Raw genomic sequence first — 22,420 nt, forward strand, 5'->3', positions numbered from 1 at the left:
TAAAATATGCTGCAGCTAAAATTATGATATTTATTCTGTACAGCGCAATTATATTATTATCAATTTTATGAGGAAGAGCCAAATAATAGTATGATTATGAAACTTAAACAAATAACTAGATATATTGATAAAATTTATATATAATAATACATTGGATACTTAAATTATAATACAACTATGCTTTAGATACTGAAATATTTAATTAGCATTAAGGATAATTATATAAATTAAAATTTGTATTAATGATTAACCAAAGTAGGTAAGTAAAATAAGTAACAATGGGGCACCCCGTGTTCCAAGTGAAAGGATGAAATTAAATGAGATTAAGAAAAAAGTGGTGGGCACGACCAGAACTAGAGGATAGTCCATTATTTGTAGCAAAGCCTCATGATTATTGTGGAAAATGGCAGGAGGTATTCGGAAATAATAATGATATACATCTGGAATTAGGCTGTGGAAGAGGAAGATTTTTATCTGAAAAAGCAAGACTAAATCCTGATATCAACTATATAGGAATTGACCTAAAAGATGAAGTGTTAATATATACACTTAAGAGAGTTCAAGAAGCTGAGGTAAATAATGCTAGAATAGCAGCTTTAAATATACAGCTTATTGATGGTGTTTTCGAAAAGGATGAAATAAGCAAGATATATATTAACTTTTGTAATCCCTGGCCAAAGGATAGACATAAAAAGAGAAGATTAACCCATACTAAATTTCTTACAGAATATAAGAAATTTCTAAAGCCAGGTTCAGAAATTTGGTTTAAAACTGATGATGTGGGTCTTTTTGAAGAGTCAATTCAGTATTTTAATGAAAGTTCCTTTGAAATTATCTACTTAACTTATGATCTTCATAATAGTGATTTTAAATATAATGTTGTTACAGAATATGAGTCTAAATTTACTGAACTTGGTATGAAAACTATGTTTTTAATTGGAAAAATAAAATAAAATGGCACTAATAGGAATATAAATAAAGATTATATCAGATTTTGTAGTAATTTTTATATTAAAGTATTATAATTAAATTATAAAAAATATTAAATTAAGAATTTGCTATAAGGGAAAATATGGGGGGATACAATGTTTGGTAAAAAGTATAAAGACCAGATTGAAATTTTATCTAAGCAATTAGATGAAGCAAAAGCAGAAAAGGAAGCCGCTGATTTACGTGTTCAGGAATTAGAGGCTAAGTATAAAAATGCAGTAGATGAAAATGAAGAGTTAAATGTAAGTCTTCAAGAAGCTAATAGCAGGGGCGAAACTGCGCTAGCAAGTAGTTCTGATAATTATTTGGTAGCATCTCAAATAGATTCTATGCTTAATGATTTAGTTGGACAAGATCATTATGTTATAGAAAATATTAATGAGATAAATAACATAGGAATTCAAGTTAAAGAAATAGTTAAGTCAGCTGATACTACTATCAAAGATATGACTCAGACTACTAGGGACAATAGTGGAGTTATAACTAACTTTACAGAATCCTTTGAGGAGTTGCTTTCTAAGGTAAAGTCAATTGAAAACATATCAACACAAATTAACGGCATAGCATCACAAACACAATTACTTTCCTTAAATGCATCTATAGAATCAGCAAGAGCAGGAGAAGCAGGCAGGGGATTTACAATAGTAGCAGATGAAATTAAAAAGCTGTCCGAAAACACTACTGCACTTCTTAAGGATATACAAAAGACAGTAAAAGAAACATATGATATTGCTATTAAAGCAAAAAATCAGGTTGAAGAGCTAAATCAAGGTAAGGCAGATAGCAATACAGTTGCTAAGGAAGCTAATGAAGGCTTTGCAAAGGTAACTAATAAAATCGAGGAAATAACTGAGAGAATATCAAAGATAAAACTTGAAGGCGATAAGCATTTAAATTTGAGTCAAAATATAATGAACAAAGTTAATTCAATTAAATAATATCTCATAAAAGAAATACCCTCTACTTTGAGGGTATTATTTTTATGAGACAAATTATATACAGAATATGCACAAGTTGATTTATATTTTTTATTTAAAATTAACCATATATTTTGGCTCTAGCTTTATTGGATAATAGGCAAGTTTTGCTTTTCTAAGGCCTTCAATACCTAGATCCTGCTCTCTGTTAATAAAAGGAATATCGCTTAAATAATTTTCTACAAAGCTTTTGTTTATAAATGCGTATAAACCACCTATTTCGGCATCAGCTTTTTCGATATGAACTATGGCCATGGTTTCATTAACTTTTTCTCCAATTGTAAAGGCTGAAAGCTTGTTATCCACATACACAACCATTCCTATAAAATCCAATTTATCGTTATTTTTTAGAAGTTCTTGAATAGCACGAAGCTCATGCAAAAGATAGCCCTTGCAATCATTTTTACAGCACCACTCTCTAGCAGCTTTAATGCAATCATCTATAATTTCAGTGGTAATAGGTGCTATAGTGTAGCTGTAGTGCTTTAAAAAGTAGTTGTAATGATTTTTCTTGCCATGAAGTTTTTTACCTGAAAGGGTTTTTAGCTTCTCGCTCTCGTAGATATAATCAAAATTATCCCTATCTTCTTCTATTTCAATAGTATCACCATATAAGGATTGAAGTTCATTTTTAAAAGGCTCTTCAATATCTTTAAATAAGCAATCCATTTGAAATTCTTCTTTATATTCCTTTAGCATACTAATTATGTAATTTAGATTTTCACTCTTATAACCAATTGGCTGCATAAAATGATATCGTCCATCAAAGTCCATTTTTTTAATTATCAATACATCATTATAAATTGCATATTGGATATCTAAGCCTTTTCTCCAAATAAAAAGATTTGTAAAAGAATACTCACAAGTTAAAAAAGAATATGGTTTTAAATATTTGTCAAATAGACATTTATCTTCAAGAGTCAGTTGTTTAAATTCAAGCATAAAGAAACACTCCTCGTTGACTACTAAATATAATTTTAGTTTTATTATTTCTATTATTATTATTATTAACAATAAATTTATGTTGTTCTGTAGATATAATTATAAAGAATTTCATTTAATAACACAAATCATTATTTATGAATAATCTATTAAAATAGCTTGAATAATAGCGTTTAATAAATTTAAATAAGTAAATGTATAGTTATTTGTAGCTTATCTTTAGTAAGCACTGATAATCATTTGAAAAACAGCCCCAAGGATGGTAAAATTTATTTTGAAAGCTTTAATGGAGGAATTTTACATGAATATTTATCTAGTAAGACATGGAGAAACAGAAGAAAACAAGAATAGGTACTATTATGGAAGCTTAGATGTGTCACTTAACGAAAATGGTATAACTCAAGCTAAAAAGGCAGGAAAGGCATTAAAGCATATTATTTTTGATAAGTTATATGTAAGTGAAAGAATACGTACTAAGGAAACTGCTGAGTTGGCATTAGGAAATGATATAGCAGCAGTTAAGGATAGCAGAATAAATGAAATGAGCTTTGGAGTTTTTGAAGGAAAAACCTATGAAGAAATTAAAAAACTATATCCAAAAGATTATAAGTGTTGGGAGGAAGACTGGATGGATTTTGCTCCTAATGGAGGAGAAAGTTATAGAGACTTTTATAACAGAGTAGAAAGCTTTATGGATGAGCTTATAAAGAATCCCTGCGAAAATGTATTAGTAGTTACTCATGGGGGAGTTATTAGAAGCATATATTGCTATGTGCTTAATGGTAAATTAGATTTATATTGGAAATTTAGTTCAAAAAATGGCGATATAAGTCTTATAAAATATGAATATGGTAATATTTTTATAGATAGTATTACTCATATTTAGAAAGGAGTCAGAATATGAAAAAATACTTAAATGATTTTTTATTAATGCTTCAGTTTCTTACAAGAATACCTATAAATAAGAGTCTTAATTGTGAATCTGAGGATTTTAAAAGGGGGGCACTTTTTCTTCCAATTATAGGTGGAATAATTGGAGGAATTCAATGGGGATTTTATTATTTGCTAATCAAAGCACTGCCTTTAAATATTGTAACAGTTATTGTAATACTAGCGGGTATATTACTTACAGGAGGATTACATGTTGATGGTCTGGGAGATACCTGTGATGGATTTTACGCTTTTAAAGGCAAGGATAGAATTATTGAAATAATGAAAGACAGCCGCATAGGTACATATGCTTGCATTGCAATTGTGATGGACTTATTATTAAAATTTTTAGCCTATGAAAATATGATACAAAGAAATCCTTTAATTATAATTGCACTTCCAATAGCTTCAAGAGCTTCAATAGTATTATTATCTCTAATTGGAAAACCAGCTAAAAGTACCGGATCTGGAAATTTGTTTATAGGAAATATGAATATCATATATTCTATCATAGCTTTCTTATCCAGTGGAGTATTATGCTTATTACTCATAGGATTTAAAGAAACAGTATTATTATGTGCAACTATTATATTAATTACACTTTTATTTAATAAGTATTGTAATGGTAAAATTGGAGGAATAACTGGAGATATTCTAGGTGCAAATAATGAACTAGTTGAGATTATTTCAATGCTTGTTTTAATTGGGTTTTCATGCTAATAGGTTTTTATAATAAATTGTGATTATATTACATATAATGAATTTAAACTCTAAATCCTCAAGGCATAAAAAATAGGCTATAAGGTTAACTTAATAACAGGATAAAAGAAATTGAATCCTGCTATTAAGTTTTTTTATGCCTAAAATTTTATACTTTATATTTATTTTAGAATTAAATTAGAAAGACTTTTTTACTTAATTCATGAAGCTATAGTAAAAATGTACAAGTTAAAAATTGGAGGTAGAGTTATGAAAAAGATTGTAAGTATAGTAACTACAGCAGCCATATTATGTACTCTAACAGCTGGATGTGCAAATAGAACAACTTCCTACAGGGATGGCGTTAATAAAGGAAGTACAGTAGGACAAAATGGTGTACCAAGTCATAGAGGAACAGCTACAGGAACAGGTGCAACTTATGCAGATGGAGTTTATACTGCAAATGGTGACCAGACAGCTACAGGAATGCAGTCTGCCACAGTATATATTACTAAAGGAAAAATTACAGATATAAACTTAAAATCTGTAGACCCTCAAGGTAGGGATATGGTTTATAATGTTGTACCAAATAATACAACTGGGGGAACTAATATGGGCACTGGAGGTACTGCGGGAGGTACAACCGATGGAACTTCTGGAAGGATTACTGGAGGTAATGTAGGAACAGGTACTGGTGCAGTTACTGGAGGAGCAGCTGGAGCAGCAATAGGAGGAGCTACTGGTGGGCCTGCAGGAGCAGCAGTAGGAGGAGCAACAGGAGCAGCAGTAGGTGGAGCTACAGGTTCAGCCGTTGGAAACTCAACTAGTGGAACTACAACCAATAATACTGGAACAGCAGCAGGCACTGGAACTTCAACTACTCTTGCACAAGCTAGAAAGGACCTAACTAATGCTATGATTCAGAAACAAACTTGGGACGTAAATATAAAAACTAATGTTGACCCAACAATAATAAATAATTGGAAACTAGCTGTTAAAAGAGCAATTGATAAAGCACAAATGCAAAGGTAAAAAATAGAATAATCTTATACAAAAAGGTCTTTATTTTTAATAAAGACCTTTTTGTAAGTTTTTTATTTAACATAAACTATAAAAGGTGGACATAGTATATAGTAAATGTCCATAATAAGAAAGTTGCGGGGGTATAGTATGGAGGCAAAAGGACAAAGATTTTTATATAATATGAATCAACTGATAAAAATATTAGCTGCAGCCGTAATTGTTGTAGTTATAGTATATATATTAAATTCATTTTCATTATTGTATATAAATAAGAGCACATTAAATAATTTTACTACAATTTTTTTTAGCATAATTCTGGAGGGAATTCCTTTTATAATTTTGGGTTCCTTTATTTCATCCCTGATCCAAGTATTTATATCAGAGGAACGATTAGCTAGATTAATTCCAAGAAATAAGCTTATGGGGACCTTTATAGCAGCATTTATGGGTCTTTTATTTCCAGTATGTGAATGTGCAATTGTTCCTATAGTTAAAAGGCTAATAAAAAAGGGACTGCCACTAAATATGGCTGTAACCTTTATGCTTGCTGTACCAATAATTAACCCTATAGTGCTTGCATCAACTTATTATGCATTTTTAGGTAAGCCCTATATGGTTTTTCTTAGGGCTGGATTTGGAGTGGCTTCAGCAATGATTATTGGGTATTTAGTTAGTATATTACAAACAAATAATCCATTGAAAAATAATATTAATCATGATGAACAAGAATGCAGCTGTGGCTATCATAGCCATAGCCATGGTCACCATCATCATCATGAACATTTACATGAGCATGATGATAGCAAATGGTCTGAAATAATTGGACATACTAATTCAGAAGTTTATGATGTAGGCAAGTTGTTTATTATAGGTGCCTTTTTAGCTGCTGCACTGCAAACTTTTATTCCGAGACAGTTAATTTTATCAATAGGCTCAGGAAACCTATCTTCAATAATTGTTATGATGACTCTAGCTTTTGTTTTATCCATTTGTTCTGAAACTGATGCCTTCATAGCAAGAACCTTTTTAAATCAATTTACAGTTGGTTCTATTATTGGTTTTTTAATATTAGGGCCAATGATTGATATAAAGAATACTATAATGCTAAGCGGAAATTTTAAATTAGGATTTGTAGTAAAGCTTATATTTTTAATAATATCTATTTGTTTCTTAGCAGCTGTTGCAGTTGGATTTATACCATCATGGATTTTTGGATATTAACATACTTCCCAGTGTTTCAAGTGAAAGGAGAAAAATTGATTTGAAGAAGACATTAAATATAAATGAAATTGTTTGGTTTATTATTCTTGTATGCTTCTCCTATTATATTGGCTCATTAATTTTTACAGGGAGGATTAGCTTGTTTATACACCCTAAAATGGACGGCTATGTTAAGTTTGCATTTATATTTTTTATTATATTATCTGTTTATCAGCTGGGTAGGATTTTCACCAGTAGAAAAGAAAATAAAATTAAGTACGGATATGTAATTTTTATGGTACCACTAATTTTAGGGATTTACGTAAATCCACAAGGGTTGAATGCAGATGCCGCTGAAAATAAAGGAATATATGTAAATGGACAAAATCATTTTAACCATGAGCATATACACGATTTTGTAAGAATAAATTATTTAGACAAGGATGAAATAATCTTAAATAACAAAAATTTTTTGGATGTTGTTAATGAATTAAATACACACACTGATGAGTATAAAGGTAAAAAGGTTGAATTTGAAGGCTTTATTTTAAAGGAAAAGGACTTAGATAAAAATCAATTCTTAATTGGAAGAATGCTATTAAGCTGCTGTGCAGCAGATGCACAAAGTATAGCTATATTATGTCAGTATGAGAATGTAAAAGATTTTAAGCAGGATCAATGGGTTAAAGTTAATGGAATAGTGGACTCAACTAGGGATAAGAAGGGCGGCAGAATATTTATAATAAAGATAGAGAATATGGAAACAGTAGATAATCCAGTAAATAAATATATATATGAATAAAAACTGCAGTTTTTTATGCAGTTTTTGTTTTGCAATTAATTGATTGAGTATATAATTAGTATTAGTATTTGAATGGTTATTACTAAGAGAAGGCAGGGAGGTTTCAGTGTGGAGAAGAATAGAGTTATTTTAGTAACTGGAGGAAGTAGAAGTGGGAAAAGCAAATATGCTGAAGAAATGCTTAAAAATAGGGATGAAGTATTATATATTGCTACAGCAATAATTACTGATGCGGAAATGGAAAACAGAATCAAAAAACATATTGAAAGAAGAAATGAAAAATGGACAACCTATGAAGGATTTAAGGATTTAGATTTAGTTCTGGAAAGCAATAAAGAAGATACAATTATGCTGGATTGTGTTACCATAATGCTTACAAATTTAATGTTTAGCACAGAACGAGACTTCGATAATATGTCATTAGAAGAAGTGGAGATATTATATAAACAAATAGAAAATCAATTTTATAAATTAATTTCAAAGGCAAAGGAGCTAAATAAGACGCTTATAATGGTGACTAATGAAGTTGGATACGGCTTAGTTCCTGAATATAAAATTAGCAGAATTTTTAGGGATATGGCTGGAAGTATAAATCAATTTATAGCTTCATTATGTGATGAGGTATATTTAGTCGCTTGTGGTCTACCTGTTAAGTTAAAGTAATGGAGTTGACAAGTCATTACAGGTATTGTACACTAGATATGGAAATTGAATACAAACTTAGGTGCCTATAATGGGTGAAAAGGGAATGCGGTTAAAATCCGCAGCAGCCCCCGCTACTGTAAGTGAGGACAAATCTTGAAATACCACTCGATGATTAATTATGAAAAGCATTGAGGAAGGTCGGGATGAGGAAGATTCACAAGCCAGGAGACCTGCCTGAGTACATAGTTACAAAGCTTTCGGTGGGAAAGGTCTTTACATAGATATAACTCCGACTTTAGGTCGGTTTTTTTATTTTATAAAGGTGGTGAACTGAAAAGCTTGCCACTTTTTTTCTTTTTAATAGGCTTAGAATTATAAGGGGGTACTTTCATGGCAAGAATCATGATTCAAGGCACAGCTTCATCTGTAGGAAAAAGTATTTTAGTTACAGCACTATGCAGAATTTTTAAACAGGATGGATTTAAGGTTGTACCGTTTAAATCACAAAATATGTCTTTAAATTCATACATAACGCTGGACGGAAAAGAAATGGGAAGAGCCCAGGTGCTTCAGGCCTATGCAGCTGGATTAGAGCCTGAGGCATATATGAATCCTATACTTTTAAAGCCTACCTCAGATAAAAAGTGCCAGATAATAGTGAATGGCAAGGTGTATGGAAATTCTACAGCAATGGAATATCATAACTTGAAACTAGAATTTAAAAGTATGCTTAAGGAGCATTTTGAAAAACTGGAGAAGAATTTTGATATAGTAGTTATGGAGGGAGCAGGAAGTCCTGCAGAGATAAATTTAAGGGATAGGGATATAGTGAATATGGGCATGGCAGAGCTTGTAGACGCACCAGTCCTTTTAGCAGGGGATATTGATAAGGGAGGAGTTTTTGCCTCTCTAGCTGGAACTATGCTGCTCCTAAACGACGATGAAAAGAAAAGAGTAAAAGGAACTATTATAAATAAGTTTAGAGGGGATGTAGAGATTTTAAATCCTGGACTTGATATGCTGGAAGATATTATACATATTCCTTGTATTGGCGTGGTGCCATATTTTAGGCTTCAGCTTGAGGATGAGGATGGTGCTGTGGAATTTAATAAAAATGTTAATGCACCTATTGATATAGCTGTTATAAAGCTTCCAAGAATATCAAACTTCACTGATTTTGATGCTCTCAAAGCTGAAGAAGATGTATCTGTAAGATTTATTACTTCAGTACAGGAGTTTGGAAAGCCTGATTTATTGGTTATTCCGGGTAGTAAAAATACTATCGGTGATTTAATAGCATTAAGGAATTCAGGCCTTGAAGAATGTATTAAGGAATACAGTAAAAGTGGGAAAATTATAGGAATATGCGGTGGATATCAAATGCTGGGAAAGAGCATTGTGGACCCTTATTTTGCCGAAACAGAACTTGAGAAAATTGAAGGCATGGAACTACTTGATATAAATACGGTTTTTCATAATGATAAGGTTACTACCAGAGTTAGAGCTGAAGGAATAAAAGACTCAAGCTGTGTTTATGGTTATGAAATACATATGGGAGTAAGTAGTTATGGTAAAGAAAGCAGACCTTTATTTAAAATAGTTGAAAAGAATGGTGAAAAAGTATGCTATGAAGATGGTGCGATAAATGAAAAGGGTAATATTATGGGCACTTATATTCATGGAATCTTTGATGGAATTCAGTTTAGAGAAAAGCTGCTAAATTCTATTAGAAGGGAAAAGAAAATTATGGAGAAAAAGTCCATAGCCTATGAAAGCCTGCGTGAAAAGGAGCTAGATAAGCTGGCAGATACGGTAAGAAAAAGCTTAAATATGGAATATATATATAAAATTATGGGCGTTGTGCCTAAAAGCTGGTGATACGTTGATAGATATACTTGCAGCAGTAATAATAGACTTTATAATAGGAGATCCTTCTTGGTTTCCGCATCCAGTAATTTATATTGGTAAACTAATAAGCTGTCTTGAAAAGAGCGGCAGAAAGCTGTGTAAAAAGGAAAGTACTCTTAAGCTTTGGGGAGGATTAATAGTTTTAGTTACTGGCTTTATAAGCTTTATAATTCCGTTCATTATTTTAAGGCTTATCAGTAATTACAAGCTTTTATACCATATTATTAATATATTACTCTTATGGACTGTAATTGCAGCTAAATGTCTGCACAAGGAAGCTATAAAAGTTTATGAAGAGTTAAAAGAAGGTAATTTAGAAGGTGCTAGAATAAAGCTCTCCTATATTGTAGGCAGGGATACAAATGAGTTAAACGCTTACGAAATTATAAGAGCGGATGTGGAGACAGTAGCAGAAAATACCTCAGATGGAGTAATTGCTCCATTAATTTTTGCTATGGTAGGAGGAGCACCACTCGCCATGCTATATAAGGCAATTAATACAATGGATTCAATGCTGGGATATATGAATGAAAAATATAAATATATTGGTTTTTTTCCAGCAAAAGTAGATGATGTTTTTAATTATATACCATCAAGAATTACAGGAATTCTTATTGCTCTTTCAGCACCAATTGTAAATGGTAATATAGTTCATAGCCTGAAGATAATGTGGAGGGACAGGAAAAATCATAAAAGCCCAAATTGTGCCTACCCTGAAGGAGCTGCAGCAGGTGCCATGGGAGTTCAATTAGGTGGGATAAACAGATATTTTGGAGAGCTTGTGTATAAGCCCACTATAGGAAATAAGAATAAAGAACTTGGATATAGACACATTTTAGACACTATAAAGCTAATGTATGCTTCAGAGATTATTTTAATTATTATATATTTAATTGTTTTTATCATAAAGTAGAGCTTGTTAAAGGAGTATGGCAATGATACATGGTGGAGATGTTTATTCAGCAGGATTGCTTAAAGGAAGAGAGTTAATAGATTTTAGTTCAAATATTAATCCGTTAGGAGTTCCAAAATCATTTTTGGATAATATGAATAAAGCTGTAGAGGCTTTAGTGAGGTATCCAGATATAGAATATAGAAAGCTAATTGAAAGCTTAAATTTATATATAAGAGAAACTTATAAGGTTAGTTATTTAACTCAGGATAACTTTGTATTAGGAAATGGAGCATCAGAGGTAATAGATTTATGTATAGGACATAGTAAGAAGGTTCTCATTTTAACTCCATCATTTCTAGAGTATGAGTTAAGTGCTGTTAAAGCTAGGTGTGAAATTCTATATTCCAGTTTAGACGAGAATATGGATTATGATTATGAAGATATAAATAATAAATTGAGGGAGGTTGACAGTTTTATCATTGGGAATCCTAATAATCCTAATGGAGGAATACTGGATAGGGATAAGTTTAAAGAAATACTTAATTATTGTGAGAAAAATAAAAAGATCGTGGTTGTGGATGAAGCCTTTATAGAATTTACAGGGGATAGAGAACACAGTGTTATTAAGGAGATTGAAAAATATAAGTGCTTATTAATCATAAAGGCAATAACAAAATTTTTTGCTATGCCTGGGATACGATTTGGCTACGGTATTAGCAGCAACAAAAGCTTAATTAAACAACTTAAAGCTAAGCAAAATCCATGGAACATAAACTGCTTTGCAGAAATAGCTGCAATATACGCTTTAACAGATAAAGAATATACAGCTTCTTCCCTTAAATGGATTGCAGAAGAGAGAAAATTTTTAGAACTGGAGCTAAGCAAGCTTAAATGTATTAGCAGAGTTTATAAAACCCATGCCAATTTTATATTATGTAAACTTAAGGGCATTGATTGTGATACTCTATATGAAAGATGCTTAAAAAAGCAAATTCTAATAAGAAGAGCTAGTAATTTTAAGGGACTAGATGAAAACTTCGTAAGGTTTGCTGTAAAAGATAGAAAGAATAATGCAACACTCATAAATGCTTTAAAAAATATATAGGAGGATATACAGATGGGGATATTAGAAAATACCTTAAGACAAATAGAAAACCTTGATAAGGAGGCAATAGCACAGGCTGAAGAAAGACTAGATAATTTGATAAAACCTATAGGTAGTTTAGGAGCTTTAGAAGACATTGCTGCAAAAATGGCAGGAATTACTGGTAAGGTAAAAAACAAAATTAGCAAGAAAAACATAGTAGTAATGTGCGCTGATAATGGAGTATGTGATGAGGGTGTAAGTGCAGCACCCCAAGAGATAACTTATGCTATGGCTAATTATTTTACTATGGGAGTAACAGGGGTATGTGTGCTTGCAGAGCATAATAATGCAGAGTTAACAATTGTTGATATTGGTGTAAAGGGCAAGTTTGATAATCCAAAAATAATTAATAAAAAAATAGCAGAAGGAACTAAGAATATCCTTAAAGGATCTGCTATGACAAGGGAAGAAGCCGTGCGAGCAATAGAGATAGGAATTGAGACAGTAGATAAGCTTGTTGCAGAAGGCTATGATTTATTGGGTACAGGAGAGGTTGGTATAGGAAATACAACTACTAGTGCAGCTGTACTCAGTGTTCTTTCCGAATTACCAGTTGAAACAGTAGTGGGAAAAGGGGCTGGACTTACAGAGGAACAGTATATTAACAAGAAAAGAGTAATATCAGAAGCTATAACCTTAAATTCACCTAACAAAGAGGATGTAATAGATGTTATTGCAAAGGTTGGGGGCTTTGATATTGCTGGACTATGCGGATGTTATCTTGGAGCTGCTAAAAATAGGGTGCCAATAGTAATAGATGGTTTTATTTCTTCAGCAGCAGCACTATGTGCTTATAGATTAAATCCACTTGCTAGAGACTATATGTTTAGCTCTCACCTTTCTGCGGAGCCAGGAGCAGCATATATGATGAAAGAATTAGGACTTGAACCAATATTAAATTTAAGAATGAGACTAGGAGAAGGGACTGGATGTCCTATGGCATTCAACATAATAGAAGCTGCATTAGCTGCCATGAATAATATGTATACCTTTAATGAAACAATTATGTCAAATGAAAACCTAGTTGATATAAGGGAAAAGTAAATGAGGAGTATAGTAATTTCATCTAATTGCAGTGGAGGCGGAAAAACTACAGTAACCTTGGGAATTATGAAAGCACTTATAAATAGAGGCTATGAAGTGCAGGGTTATAAGGTAGGTCCAGATTATATAGATACAGCCTTTCATTCTTTTATTACTAAGAAGTCTTCTAGAAATTTAGATTTATATTTAATGGGAGAAGATGGAGTAAAGGCAAGTTATTCTAGAGGTCTTGGACATTACGGAGTTATAGAGGGAGTAATGGGGCTTTATGATGGGAAGGGAATAGATACAGAATATTCTACAGCTCATGTTTCAAAGGTACTTAATTTACCGGTGGTGTTGGTGATAAGCCCTAAAGCGCAGGTTGCTACTCTATGTGCAGAAATAAATGGTATGATAAGCTTTGATAATATCAATATTGCAGGAGTAATACTTAATAACGTATCAGAAGGCTATTATAATTTATTGAAGCTTTCAATAGAAACCTACTGTAATATAAAGGTTTTTGGATATGTGCCTAATTGCAGTGAATTAGAGTTAAAGTCAAGGCATTTAGGACTTGTACAAAGTAGTGAAGTACAGGAGTTAGGGGAAAAAATAGATAGATGTTCCAAGCTTTTAGAAAGTTATGTGGATATGGACAGTTTAATTGAAGCTTTTAGAGAAACAGAGGTATACAAGGATAAATTTCATCTAAAGGATAAAGGTATTACAACTGCAGTTGCCATGGATAAGGCTTTTAGTTTTTACTACAAGGAAAATTTAGAACTTTTAGAGGAGCTAGGTGAGGTAGTATATTTTAGTCCACTTGAGGATAAGAGTATCCCATCAAATATAGACTTTTTGTACATAGGAGGAGGTTATCCCGAAGTTTTTGCGGAGCAGCTCAGCAGCAATAAGCCAATGTTAAAAAGTATAAGGGACTATCTTGAAAAGGGAGGAAGGACTTATGCTGAATGTGGGGGGCTTATGTATCTAACTGAAAAGATTTTTAATGATGCTGATAGCAAAGAGTATTTTTATTATGCTGTAGGCTTTTTCAAAGGAAGTGCTTTTATGAGTAAAAAGCTTCAAAACTTTGGATATGCAGAGCTGAACATTAAAAACTCAAAATCCATGCTTTCAAAGGATTTGAGAATAACTTGTCAGGAATTTCATAAATCTTATGTAGAGCTTGAAGAAAGCACTGTGTATAAAGTGGAGAAAAGGTTAGTTAATGGTGAAATAATAAAATGGGATTGTGGATATTTTAAGAAGAATGCTATTGCTGGATATGCACATGTACATTTTTTTAATAATATGGACATGCTACAGGAATTAATAGGCATAAATGCTAATAAAAAATATATTGCTGATTGTGATTTGGAATATAAAAATAAATAGATTGATTAGCTAGGCTGGGCATAAATAAAAGCCACCGAGCTTATAGAAATGGGGCTATTTTACAGTAAGATAGCCTCTTTATTATGCTAAAAACCTTTCGATAATAGAATATAAAATTAACTCAAAAAGAGTTATGACTTAGATTTAAACTATTCTATGAGGTGGAAAAGATGCAAAATCTTTTTAAAAGTAAAATATTCACAAAGAAGTTTTTATCCTACTTAATAATAATGTGCGTGACAATTCTTGCTATAGTATACGTACTACTTAACAACACAAGGAAATCTTTAGAAAGTCAGCAGCTAACTATGATAGAAAATTATAGGAAGGATTCAGCTAATTTGATATTGGGCTGGTTAAATGGAAAGAAACATGATGTTAAAAATCAAGCTGTCTATTTAAGTAATTTAACAGACCAAGAACTAAAGTCAGAAAAGATAACAAAGCTAATTAAAGACCAAGCCACTTGGAAAGATAGCTTTTATGATATATTGATTCTTGATGAAAATGGAATTGTTATCAATTCTGCCAGTGGAGCTTCTAAAATAAATTTATCAAAGAAAAAGTATTTTGTGAATAGTATAAGTGGTAAAACTACTATTACAGGAATATATGAAAGTACAGAAAAGGGAATTCCCATAGTAGCTATAGGGGAACCAATTTTAAAGGAAAATACGCCAAAGTATGTTTTAGTTGGCATTATATCCTTAGAAAATATCAATAATGTTGTTCGTTCTTTAGAATTTGGAGGATGGGCACATGCTTATTTAGTTGATGATAAAAATGCCTTGATTAGTAATAATAGTGATAATATGAGCAAGCATACAAGGAATAATAGTATATTAAATGATGATAATGTGAGTTTAAAGGCTATAGAAGATATAAAAGATAAAAAAATAAGCAGTGAAATGTACGTAGATAGTGATAGAAATAGTGTTTTTTGTACATATCAATGGATTAACGAACTACAGGTTGGACTGGTTATTGAAATAAAGGGTAGTTATCTTTTAGAGCCAATAAATAAATTAATTATGGTTATTATAGCTTTGTCAGCTATAGTGATTTTAGCAAGTATTGTACTGGCGTTTGGTGTAAATATAAACATTGTAAAACCCATTAATGAGATTATTGTTAATACTGAGAATATTATTGAGGGGGATTATAAAAGTTCAATAAATATAAAGACTAAAAGTGAGCTAGATGATTTGGCTGCTAGCTTTAACAAAATGCAAAGGGCAATTGAAATTCGTGAAATAGAATTGCAAAAGAAAAATGAAGCTCTAAAGGAACAAACGCAGCAGGCTATAGAATCCAGCAGACTAAAAAGTGAATTCTTGGCCAACATGTCCCATGAATTAAGAACACCATTGAATTCTATTATAGGATTTACCACTAGGGTTATAAAAAAATCAAAAGGCTTACTTCCAGAGCAGCAGCTAGAAAATCTAAATATTGTAAAGGAACAGGCATATCATTTATTATATCTAATAAATGACCTGTTGGATTTTTCTAAGATTGAGGCTGGTAAAATGGAAGTATATAATGAGGAATTCAGACTTGAAGAAGTGATAGAAGAGACCAGTAATATGATTAAAGTTTTAATTGAAGGAAAACCTATTAAGTATAAAGTGAAATTTAACAGTAATTATCCTATAAATATGTATAGTGATAGATTAAAGGTAAAGCAGATATTAATTAATTTATTAAGCAATTCTATAAAATATTCTGAAACTGGGACTATAGAATTAAAAGTTGAAAAAATTAATGACAGGTGTAAAATATCTATTAAAGATGAAGGTATAGGAATAGCTGAAGAAAATTTAAAAATAATTTTTGAGGAATTCAGACAAATAGATGGTTCTTATACTAGAAAAATTGGTGGAACAGGATTGGGATTATCAATAACTAAGAAATTTGTTGAAATGCTTGGTGGCAGTATAGATGCAGAGAGTAAATTAGGTCTGGGGAGCTGCTTTACTATAACTCTTCCCATTAATAATATGCAGCCAAAAACAATAGAAGAAAGTGAATTACACATTAATAATAAAATTATATGCATTGATGATGATACTAACATTTTAAAACTTTATAAGGAGTATCTAAATGATAATAATTTTAATGTATTATGTTTAAATGGTACTGAAGATGTTGTAAGGATAATTACTGAAGCTAAACCAGACTTAGTAATATTGGATATTATAATGCCCAATAAAGATGGGTGGGAAATATTATCAGAGATGAAAACTAGTACTGCTGCTAAAAATATACCTGTTATTATGGTGTCCGTACTAAATGAAAAGAGCTTGGCTTATAAAATGTATGCAGACGAATATTTAGTTAAACCAATTACTCAAGAAGAACTTTTAAGTGCAGTTAAGAAGGTATTATCAAGGACTAAAGAAATTAAAATATAATATTGGATTGGTGATAATAAATGGGTATTAAGGTTCTTATTGTAGATGACAATAGAGTAAACTTACGCTTACTACAAGAAATACTGGAAGATGAAGGATTTGTAACACAATGCATAAATGAGAGCACCAAAGTAATTGAGGCAGCTATTATATTTAAGCCTGACATAATCCTGCTTGATATAATGATGCCCGTGCTTGATGGGTTCGAAGTGTGTAAATTAATAAAACAGAATTCAGAACTCTATAACATACCCGTAATTATGATAACTGCTAAAACTGAAAGCACTGATTTAAAAAGGGCATTAGAACTTGGTGCTTTTGATTATATAAAAAAGCCTGTGGACGAAATTGAGGTAGTAGCTAGAATTTATTCAGCTTATAATTATAAAACTATAAATGATAAACTAAGAGAAATGGCAATTAGAGATGGTTTAACCGGGTTATATAATCATACATTTTTGCTAGAGCTGTTTCAAGTAGAGTTAGATAAGGCTAAGAGGATAAATAGTAATATTGCTTTTTTAATGATTGATATAGATTACTTTAAAAGTATAAATGATACTTATGGTCATATGATGGGGGATGTGGTAATAAGAGAGATTTCAGCTTTACTTACTGATACAGTTAGAACAGGTGACATTATTGGTAGGTATGGAGGAGAAGAGTTTAGTATAGTCTTAACTGAAGTAACTAATGAACAGGCTTTAGATATTTGTGATAGAATTAGAAAGAATGTAGAACAGCATGTATTTGAAGTGAATGGAAATAGCATTAAAGTTACTGTGAGCATAGGTGTATGTTTAAAGAAGTCACAAAGTACAGCATCTAAGAATGATATAATAAAAATAGCAGATATAGCTTTATATGAAGCAAAGAAAAGTGGTAGAAATAAATGTGAAATGACTATTATATAGAAAGGAGTTACTTAATGAATTTATCGGGGAAGGTGGCATTTGTCACAGGAGCATCTAGAGGAATAGGAAGAAATATAGCATTAGAACTGACTAAAGCCGGAGCAAGTGTGGCTTTAAACTATATAAAAGACGATTTAGCTGCAGAAGAGGCTCTTGAAGAAATTAAAGCTTTAGGAGGCTATGGAATTTTAATAAAGGGTGATGTAAGTAGTTATAGTACCTGCAAAAATGCTATTGATGAAGTAGTGAAGAGTTTTGGTAAAATTGATATTCTAGTGAATAATGCGGGGATATCTATGCTAGGTTTTTTTGCTGATGCTGATGAAGAAATGTGGAATAGGGTAATAGATACAAACTTGAAAAGTGTAATTAACTGCAGTCATGCTGCACTTAATTATATGCTGCAAAAAAAGAGTGGAAGTATTATAAATATATCCTCCATATGGGGCAATGTAGGTGCTTCCTATGAAGTAATATATTCTGCTTCAAAAGGGGCTGTGAATAGTTTTACAAAAGCTCTAGCAAAAGAAATCGCTCCTTCAGGTATACGTGTTAATGCTATAGCCCCAGGGGTTATAAATACAGATATGAATAAGTTTTTGTCTCAGGAGGAAAAAGAACAGTTAATTAATCAAATTCCTATGATGCAATTTGGTGAGGGTGAGGATATAGGCAAACTGGCTGCTTTTCTATCAAGTGATGATTCGAAATATATAACAGGGCAGGTTATCACTGTTGATGGAGGAATGCTTTAAAAAATGTAGTTTTAAATCTAAAATATTCTTTTATAGAAGTTAGGGCTCTAGGCTGTATTTATGGCATAGAGTTTTTATTTTTATACTAATAAATATTCTCTTTTAAACATATAATTTATAAGAGTTTATTAGGGGTTGATATTATATGGGGAGTGAAGATTTTTTTACGTTTAGAGAATACATGAAAAAGGAGTATGACTTATTAACTGCATCTATGGAGGATTATCTTGAAATGATATATAGATTGTCCAGAGATAGCGGGTTTACAAGGATTCACGAGCTAGCTACATCGTTGAATGTACAGCCTCCTTCAGCTACAAAGATGGTTCAAAAACTTGCTGAATTAAAACTTGTAAACTATGAAAAGTATGGCATAATTATATTAACTGAGCAGGGCAAATTGATGGGGAGTACACTACTTGAAAGGCATAATACAATAGAAAGCTTTTTAAAGTTAATTGGAATCTCTCAAGGTGTACTAGAGGAGACTGAAAAAATAGAACACACTATTAGCCCTGAAACCTTAGAGTATCTTAAGGATTTTATTGAATTTATTAAGCAAAACCCACAGTTCATTAGTTCCTTTGATAATTATCGCAAGAATAAGGAAATATAGATAGCAACTATAAGTATTATTTAAATAGTATAAAGCAAAAAAGCTGCCCTCATAAGAAGGACAGCTTTATTTAACATAAGTATCTAAAAATTCATATACTTTTTTTATATAAGTCTGCTTATCTTTAACAAAAGTACCTGCATGAGCTGAAGTAGAACAAATATAAATAGCTTTTGGACCTTTTTTAACATTGTACATATCTTTGCTCATTGAAACTGGAACAATAGTATCCATTTGTCCGTGAATAAACATAATTGGAGTATTTACATCTTTAATAGCATTTATTGGTGATACTTGCTCATAGGCAAAACCAGACCTAAATAAGGAAACCATACTTCCATAAAACAGTAATGTTTTATTTAATATTGGGTTCTTTATATTATATCCTTCCTTTAAGCCTTTTGAAAAAATAGTTGATAAATCAGAGTAGCCGCAATCTGCAATATAAAAAGCAACTTTGTGCTGGTTTTCATTTATTTTAGAATGAAGAAGTGCAGTTGCTGCCCCCATTGATTCTCCATGAACACCTATAATGCCTGGACCATTTTTGTCCCAAACCCAGTTCACAAATGCATCTAAGTCATACTTTTCATAGTAGCCATAGGTTATAGTATCCCCGCCGCTTTCTCCGTGATGACGAGAATCGTAGATAAGAACATTGTAGCCCTTATCTATATACATATCTACATATTTCAATGAACTCCATCTGTTATCCCTAATTCCATGAACTAGAATTACAGTGTTTTTTGTATGTTTAGGATTATAAATATAAGTTCCATTGAGTTTATAGCCATATTTTGATTCAATACTCATATCCTCTTTCAGATAACTATAAAATTTTATATCGTCAAAGGTATATTTATATATATTATACACTGCTGACACGCTGGCAGTTTCTAACTTATAGGATTCTTTGTAAAGTGTATTACCTACATATATGCCCACAGAGTTAACTGCGATAAAAATTATAATAACTATAGACCAAATAATTTTCTTCTTCATATAACCCTCCTTTAATAGAGTGTTTATAATATTATAGCATTTATACTTATTTATTGTAGTGGAAGTATTATGAAAAGTGCTCAAAAGGATATGAAACCTTTATTATTCCCACATAGTAGTATAACATAAAATAGGATAAATATTTTATGTTATTATAAAAATCTTTGATATTAATATTATACAAAAAAGAGAAGCTATGGTTACAAAGCTTCTCTTTTAATAAATTAATAATATTATTTTTTTATTATTTTGTATTAATATTTATACTTCCATTATCATTATTAATATTAAATTCAATATCAGAATTGCCAATGCTGGAATTAACATTACTCTCATTAACAGTCTTTTTTACAGGAAGATCAAAGTCATTTTTTATACTTCCCATTTTTGTATGAAGAATGAATTTCCCTTGCTGCTCTCTAGGAACTCTTAGAGTTACTGAACCAAATTTACTCTCTATGCTTACATTTTTTGATATAATTTGGTTGTTTTCAAAAGTAACACTTCCATTATTATTAGAAAGCTTTACTTTTCCACCAGCATTTTTTAGTTGAATTGTGCCAAACTTGTTTGTAGAAGTAACATCCCCTCCGATAGCTTCTAGGGTTACTTTACCATTTTCTCCGTAAGCCTCTGTACTGTTTTTAACATCCTTTACAGTTATAGAACCAAATTTATTTTCAGTATACAAGGAACCATCTATATTAGTAATATTAATGCTTCCATTTTTGTTTATTACTTTAGTATCTCCTTTTATTGAGTCTACAGCAATTGAGCCAAATTCATTGGTTACTTCAAGTGCTCCTGTAACATTTTTAACTGAAATTGATCCATTCTTATCATAAATAGTTGTTTTTCCAGATACTGAATTAACATCTATTTTTCCAAATTCATTTTTTAAATCTAATGCTATATTTTCTGGTACTCTAATAACTAGATTGATATTTTTCACATTAGCTTTTCCTTTATCTAAAGCGTTGAAATTAGTAGTAATCTTAACTGGATTATTGTCAGTTACTTCAACTAGTGAATTGTAAATTGATTTTGCATAGTCTACATCATTGGTGTTAAGCTTGATTTCAGCATCCAGTTCTATATTATTGCTAGAGCTTTTGCCAACCTCAATTGTACCAAATTGATTTTCAACAACTAGCGTATTTTTGCCATTAGCATTAATTGTTAAGTTCTTCTTGAAGCTTTCCTCATACCTGTAATTGTTTATTGAAAAAGGTATACCTGAGAAATTTATGTGACTATTAATTTTAGTTAATGTAAAAGCTCCTGTACAGTACAAGATAATTAAAATGATAGCAAATATACTAAAACCATCAAATCTAATTTTTGAATCTTCACCTTTTACTATTACTCCGCTTAAAAGTAATTCAATACCTAATAAAATTATTGCTATTGGCCACCAGCTAAGTACTTGTGTTACTGTTATTATTCCTGAGGTTCTTGCTATAAAGAAAGCTGAACCAAGAACTATAAGTAAAAGTCCCAGAGTAAGGGTACCTACTCTCCATCTTCTCATTCTTTAACCCCCTATTTACATAATTATTAATATTTTTTACTTCCTAGTAATAATTTAATCCCTAAAGCAACAAAGATTAATGAAACTAAACCTGTTTGAAGATAATTTCTTACGTTCCAGCTTATTAATGTGTCAAGAATAGGAAATACAATTTTATCAATTAAAGCTATACATCCAACAGCAATTAAAATGATTCCTAAAAATTTGCTAGTATTTTGCGACGAATTACTTTTAGAGTTAAGCCAAGTTATAATATCAAGATCTTTATCTTCAGGCGGTATTTCAGATTTTGCCTTTTCTCTTACGTCAAACATTGCATAAAACCATATGATTGGTATAATAATCCCAAAGAATCCTATGTGTAGCCAATCATTTAAAAAAATAGTTAAAAAGAAAAGCGCCATTATTTGGATTCCCTGTTTTTGAAGCCCCAAGTACATATGTCCAGCCCCTGGTAAAATTGAAAAAAACATTGCAGTTGATTTTTGATTTCTCACTAAAAACATCCCCTTTATTAATTAACTGATTATGTAATAATTGTATTACACAATCCTTAAGAAAAAGTACAATAAAATCTTAAGAAAGTCTTAACAAAAATCTCAA

The 22,420-nt window shown here is 31.2% G+C and carries 21 protein-coding genes and 1 riboswitch; of the genes, 17 read left to right on the forward strand and 4 right to left on the reverse strand.

Annotation, left to right across the window (positions count from 1 at the left end; translation table 11 throughout):
• Positions 1 to 317 precede the first annotated feature (317 nt).
• Positions 318 to 953, forward strand: coding sequence for a tRNA (guanosine(46)-N7)-methyltransferase TrmB (trmB, locus tag bsdE14_RS15015; protein WP_264850782.1), 636 nt, complete (start codon positions 318 to 320; stop codon positions 951 to 953).
• Positions 954 to 1,085: 132 nt separating this feature from the next.
• Positions 1,086 to 1,928 carry a methyl-accepting chemotaxis protein gene (locus tag bsdE14_RS15020; protein ID WP_264850784.1) on the forward strand — a complete coding sequence of 281 codons (843 nt, stop codon included), beginning with the start codon at positions 1,086 to 1,088 and terminating at the stop codon, positions 1,926 to 1,928.
• Positions 1,929 to 2,018: 90 nt separating this feature from the next.
• Here bsdE14_RS15020 and bsdE14_RS15025 read toward each other — a convergent pair whose 3' ends face one another.
• On the reverse strand, positions 2,019 to 2,909 hold the full coding sequence (locus tag bsdE14_RS15025) for a DUF2156 domain-containing protein (RefSeq protein WP_264850786.1): 891 nt from the start codon (positions 2,907 to 2,909) through the stop codon (positions 2,019 to 2,021).
• Positions 2,910 to 3,210: 301 nt separating this feature from the next.
• Here bsdE14_RS15025 and cobC point away from each other — a divergent pair, with 301 nt between their 5' ends.
• The 15 genes from cobC (at position 3,211) to mntR (ending at position 19,284) form a co-directional block, all read left to right on the forward strand.
• Positions 3,211 to 3,795 carry an alpha-ribazole phosphatase gene (gene cobC / locus bsdE14_RS15030; protein ID WP_264850788.1) on the forward strand — a complete coding sequence of 195 codons (585 nt, stop codon included), beginning with the start codon at positions 3,211 to 3,213 and terminating at the stop codon, positions 3,793 to 3,795.
• A 14-nt stretch (positions 3,796 to 3,809) separates the two neighbouring features.
• Positions 3,810 to 4,559 (forward strand): adenosylcobinamide-GDP ribazoletransferase, encoded by a 750-nt coding sequence (cobS, locus tag bsdE14_RS15035; RefSeq protein ID WP_264850789.1) that lies wholly within the window; start codon positions 3,810 to 3,812, stop codon positions 4,557 to 4,559.
• A gap of 249 nt (positions 4,560 to 4,808) precedes the next feature.
• On the forward strand, positions 4,809 to 5,570 hold the full coding sequence (locus bsdE14_RS15040) for a hypothetical protein (protein ID WP_264850791.1): 762 nt from the start codon (positions 4,809 to 4,811) through the stop codon (positions 5,568 to 5,570).
• 138 nt (positions 5,571 to 5,708) lie between these two features.
• Positions 5,709 to 6,782 carry a permease gene (locus tag bsdE14_RS15045; RefSeq protein WP_264850793.1) on the forward strand — a complete coding sequence of 358 codons (1,074 nt, stop codon included), beginning with the start codon at positions 5,709 to 5,711 and terminating at the stop codon, positions 6,780 to 6,782.
• 40 nt (positions 6,783 to 6,822) lie between these two features.
• Positions 6,823 to 7,563, forward strand: coding sequence for a TIGR03943 family putative permease subunit (locus tag bsdE14_RS15050; protein WP_264850795.1), 741 nt, complete (start codon positions 6,823 to 6,825; stop codon positions 7,561 to 7,563).
• A gap of 72 nt (positions 7,564 to 7,635) precedes the next feature.
• On the forward strand, positions 7,636 to 8,226 hold the full coding sequence (gene cobU, locus bsdE14_RS15055; protein WP_264850796.1) for a bifunctional adenosylcobinamide kinase/adenosylcobinamide-phosphate guanylyltransferase: 591 nt from the start codon (positions 7,636 to 7,638) through the stop codon (positions 8,224 to 8,226).
• Between the two features lie 42 nt (positions 8,227 to 8,268).
• Positions 8,269 to 8,460: riboswitch (cobalamin riboswitch) on the forward strand.
• 138 nt (positions 8,461 to 8,598) lie between these two features.
• Positions 8,599 to 10,086, forward strand: a complete 1,488-nt coding sequence (locus tag bsdE14_RS15060) for a cobyric acid synthase (RefSeq protein WP_264850797.1) — start codon at positions 8,599 to 8,601, stop codon at positions 10,084 to 10,086.
• A 4-nt stretch (positions 10,087 to 10,090) separates the two neighbouring features.
• Positions 10,091 to 11,029 (forward strand): adenosylcobinamide-phosphate synthase CbiB, encoded by a 939-nt coding sequence (cbiB, locus tag bsdE14_RS15065; RefSeq protein ID WP_264850798.1) that lies wholly within the window; start codon positions 10,091 to 10,093, stop codon positions 11,027 to 11,029.
• 22 nt (positions 11,030 to 11,051) lie between these two features.
• The gene (locus bsdE14_RS15070) at positions 11,052 to 12,116 is read left to right on the forward strand and encodes a pyridoxal phosphate-dependent aminotransferase (protein WP_264850801.1); all 1,065 of its coding nucleotides are present in this window, start codon (positions 11,052 to 11,054) and stop codon (positions 12,114 to 12,116) included.
• A gap of 12 nt (positions 12,117 to 12,128) precedes the next feature.
• Positions 12,129 to 13,202: a nicotinate-nucleotide--dimethylbenzimidazole phosphoribosyltransferase gene (gene cobT, locus bsdE14_RS15075; RefSeq protein ID WP_264850802.1), complete on the forward strand. Its 1,074-nt coding sequence runs from the start codon at positions 12,129 to 12,131 to the stop codon at positions 13,200 to 13,202.
• Positions 13,203 to 14,585 (forward strand): cobyrinic acid a,c-diamide synthase CobB, encoded by a 1,383-nt coding sequence (locus bsdE14_RS15080; RefSeq protein ID WP_264850803.1) that lies wholly within the window; start codon positions 13,203 to 13,205, stop codon positions 14,583 to 14,585.
• Between the two features lie 170 nt (positions 14,586 to 14,755).
• Entirely contained in the window at positions 14,756 to 16,999 is a 2,244-nt protein-coding gene (locus bsdE14_RS15085) for an ATP-binding protein (protein WP_264850804.1), read from the forward strand.
• Between the two features lie 20 nt (positions 17,000 to 17,019).
• Positions 17,020 to 17,913 carry a GGDEF domain-containing response regulator gene (locus bsdE14_RS15090; protein ID WP_264850805.1) on the forward strand — a complete coding sequence of 298 codons (894 nt, stop codon included), beginning with the start codon at positions 17,020 to 17,022 and terminating at the stop codon, positions 17,911 to 17,913.
• Positions 17,914 to 17,927: 14 nt separating this feature from the next.
• Positions 17,928 to 18,668, forward strand: a complete 741-nt coding sequence (gene ymfI / locus bsdE14_RS15095; RefSeq protein ID WP_264850807.1) for an elongation factor P 5-aminopentanone reductase — start codon at positions 17,928 to 17,930, stop codon at positions 18,666 to 18,668.
• A gap of 145 nt (positions 18,669 to 18,813) precedes the next feature.
• Positions 18,814 to 19,284, forward strand: coding sequence for a transcriptional regulator MntR (mntR, locus tag bsdE14_RS15100; protein ID WP_264850808.1), 471 nt, complete (start codon positions 18,814 to 18,816; stop codon positions 19,282 to 19,284).
• Between the two features lie 66 nt (positions 19,285 to 19,350).
• On the opposite strand, the gene bsdE14_RS15105 is transcribed toward mntR, so the two are convergent.
• From bsdE14_RS15105 to bsdE14_RS15115, 3 genes are all read right to left on the reverse strand, one after another.
• Positions 19,351 to 20,286, reverse strand: a complete 936-nt coding sequence (locus tag bsdE14_RS15105) for an alpha/beta hydrolase (protein WP_264850809.1) — start codon at positions 20,284 to 20,286, stop codon at positions 19,351 to 19,353.
• A gap of 244 nt (positions 20,287 to 20,530) precedes the next feature.
• The gene (locus bsdE14_RS15110; RefSeq protein ID WP_264850810.1) at positions 20,531 to 21,817 is read right to left on the reverse strand and encodes a DUF4097 family beta strand repeat-containing protein; all 1,287 of its coding nucleotides are present in this window, start codon (positions 21,815 to 21,817) and stop codon (positions 20,531 to 20,533) included.
• Positions 21,818 to 21,843: 26 nt separating this feature from the next.
• Positions 21,844 to 22,314, reverse strand: coding sequence for a hypothetical protein (locus tag bsdE14_RS15115; RefSeq protein ID WP_264850812.1), 471 nt, complete (start codon positions 22,312 to 22,314; stop codon positions 21,844 to 21,846).
• Positions 22,315 to 22,420 lie beyond the last annotated feature (106 nt).

Source organism: Clostridium omnivorum, from assembly GCF_026012015.1.
GTDB lineage: Bacteria > Bacillota > Clostridia > Clostridiales > Clostridiaceae > Clostridium_AX > Clostridium_AX omnivorum.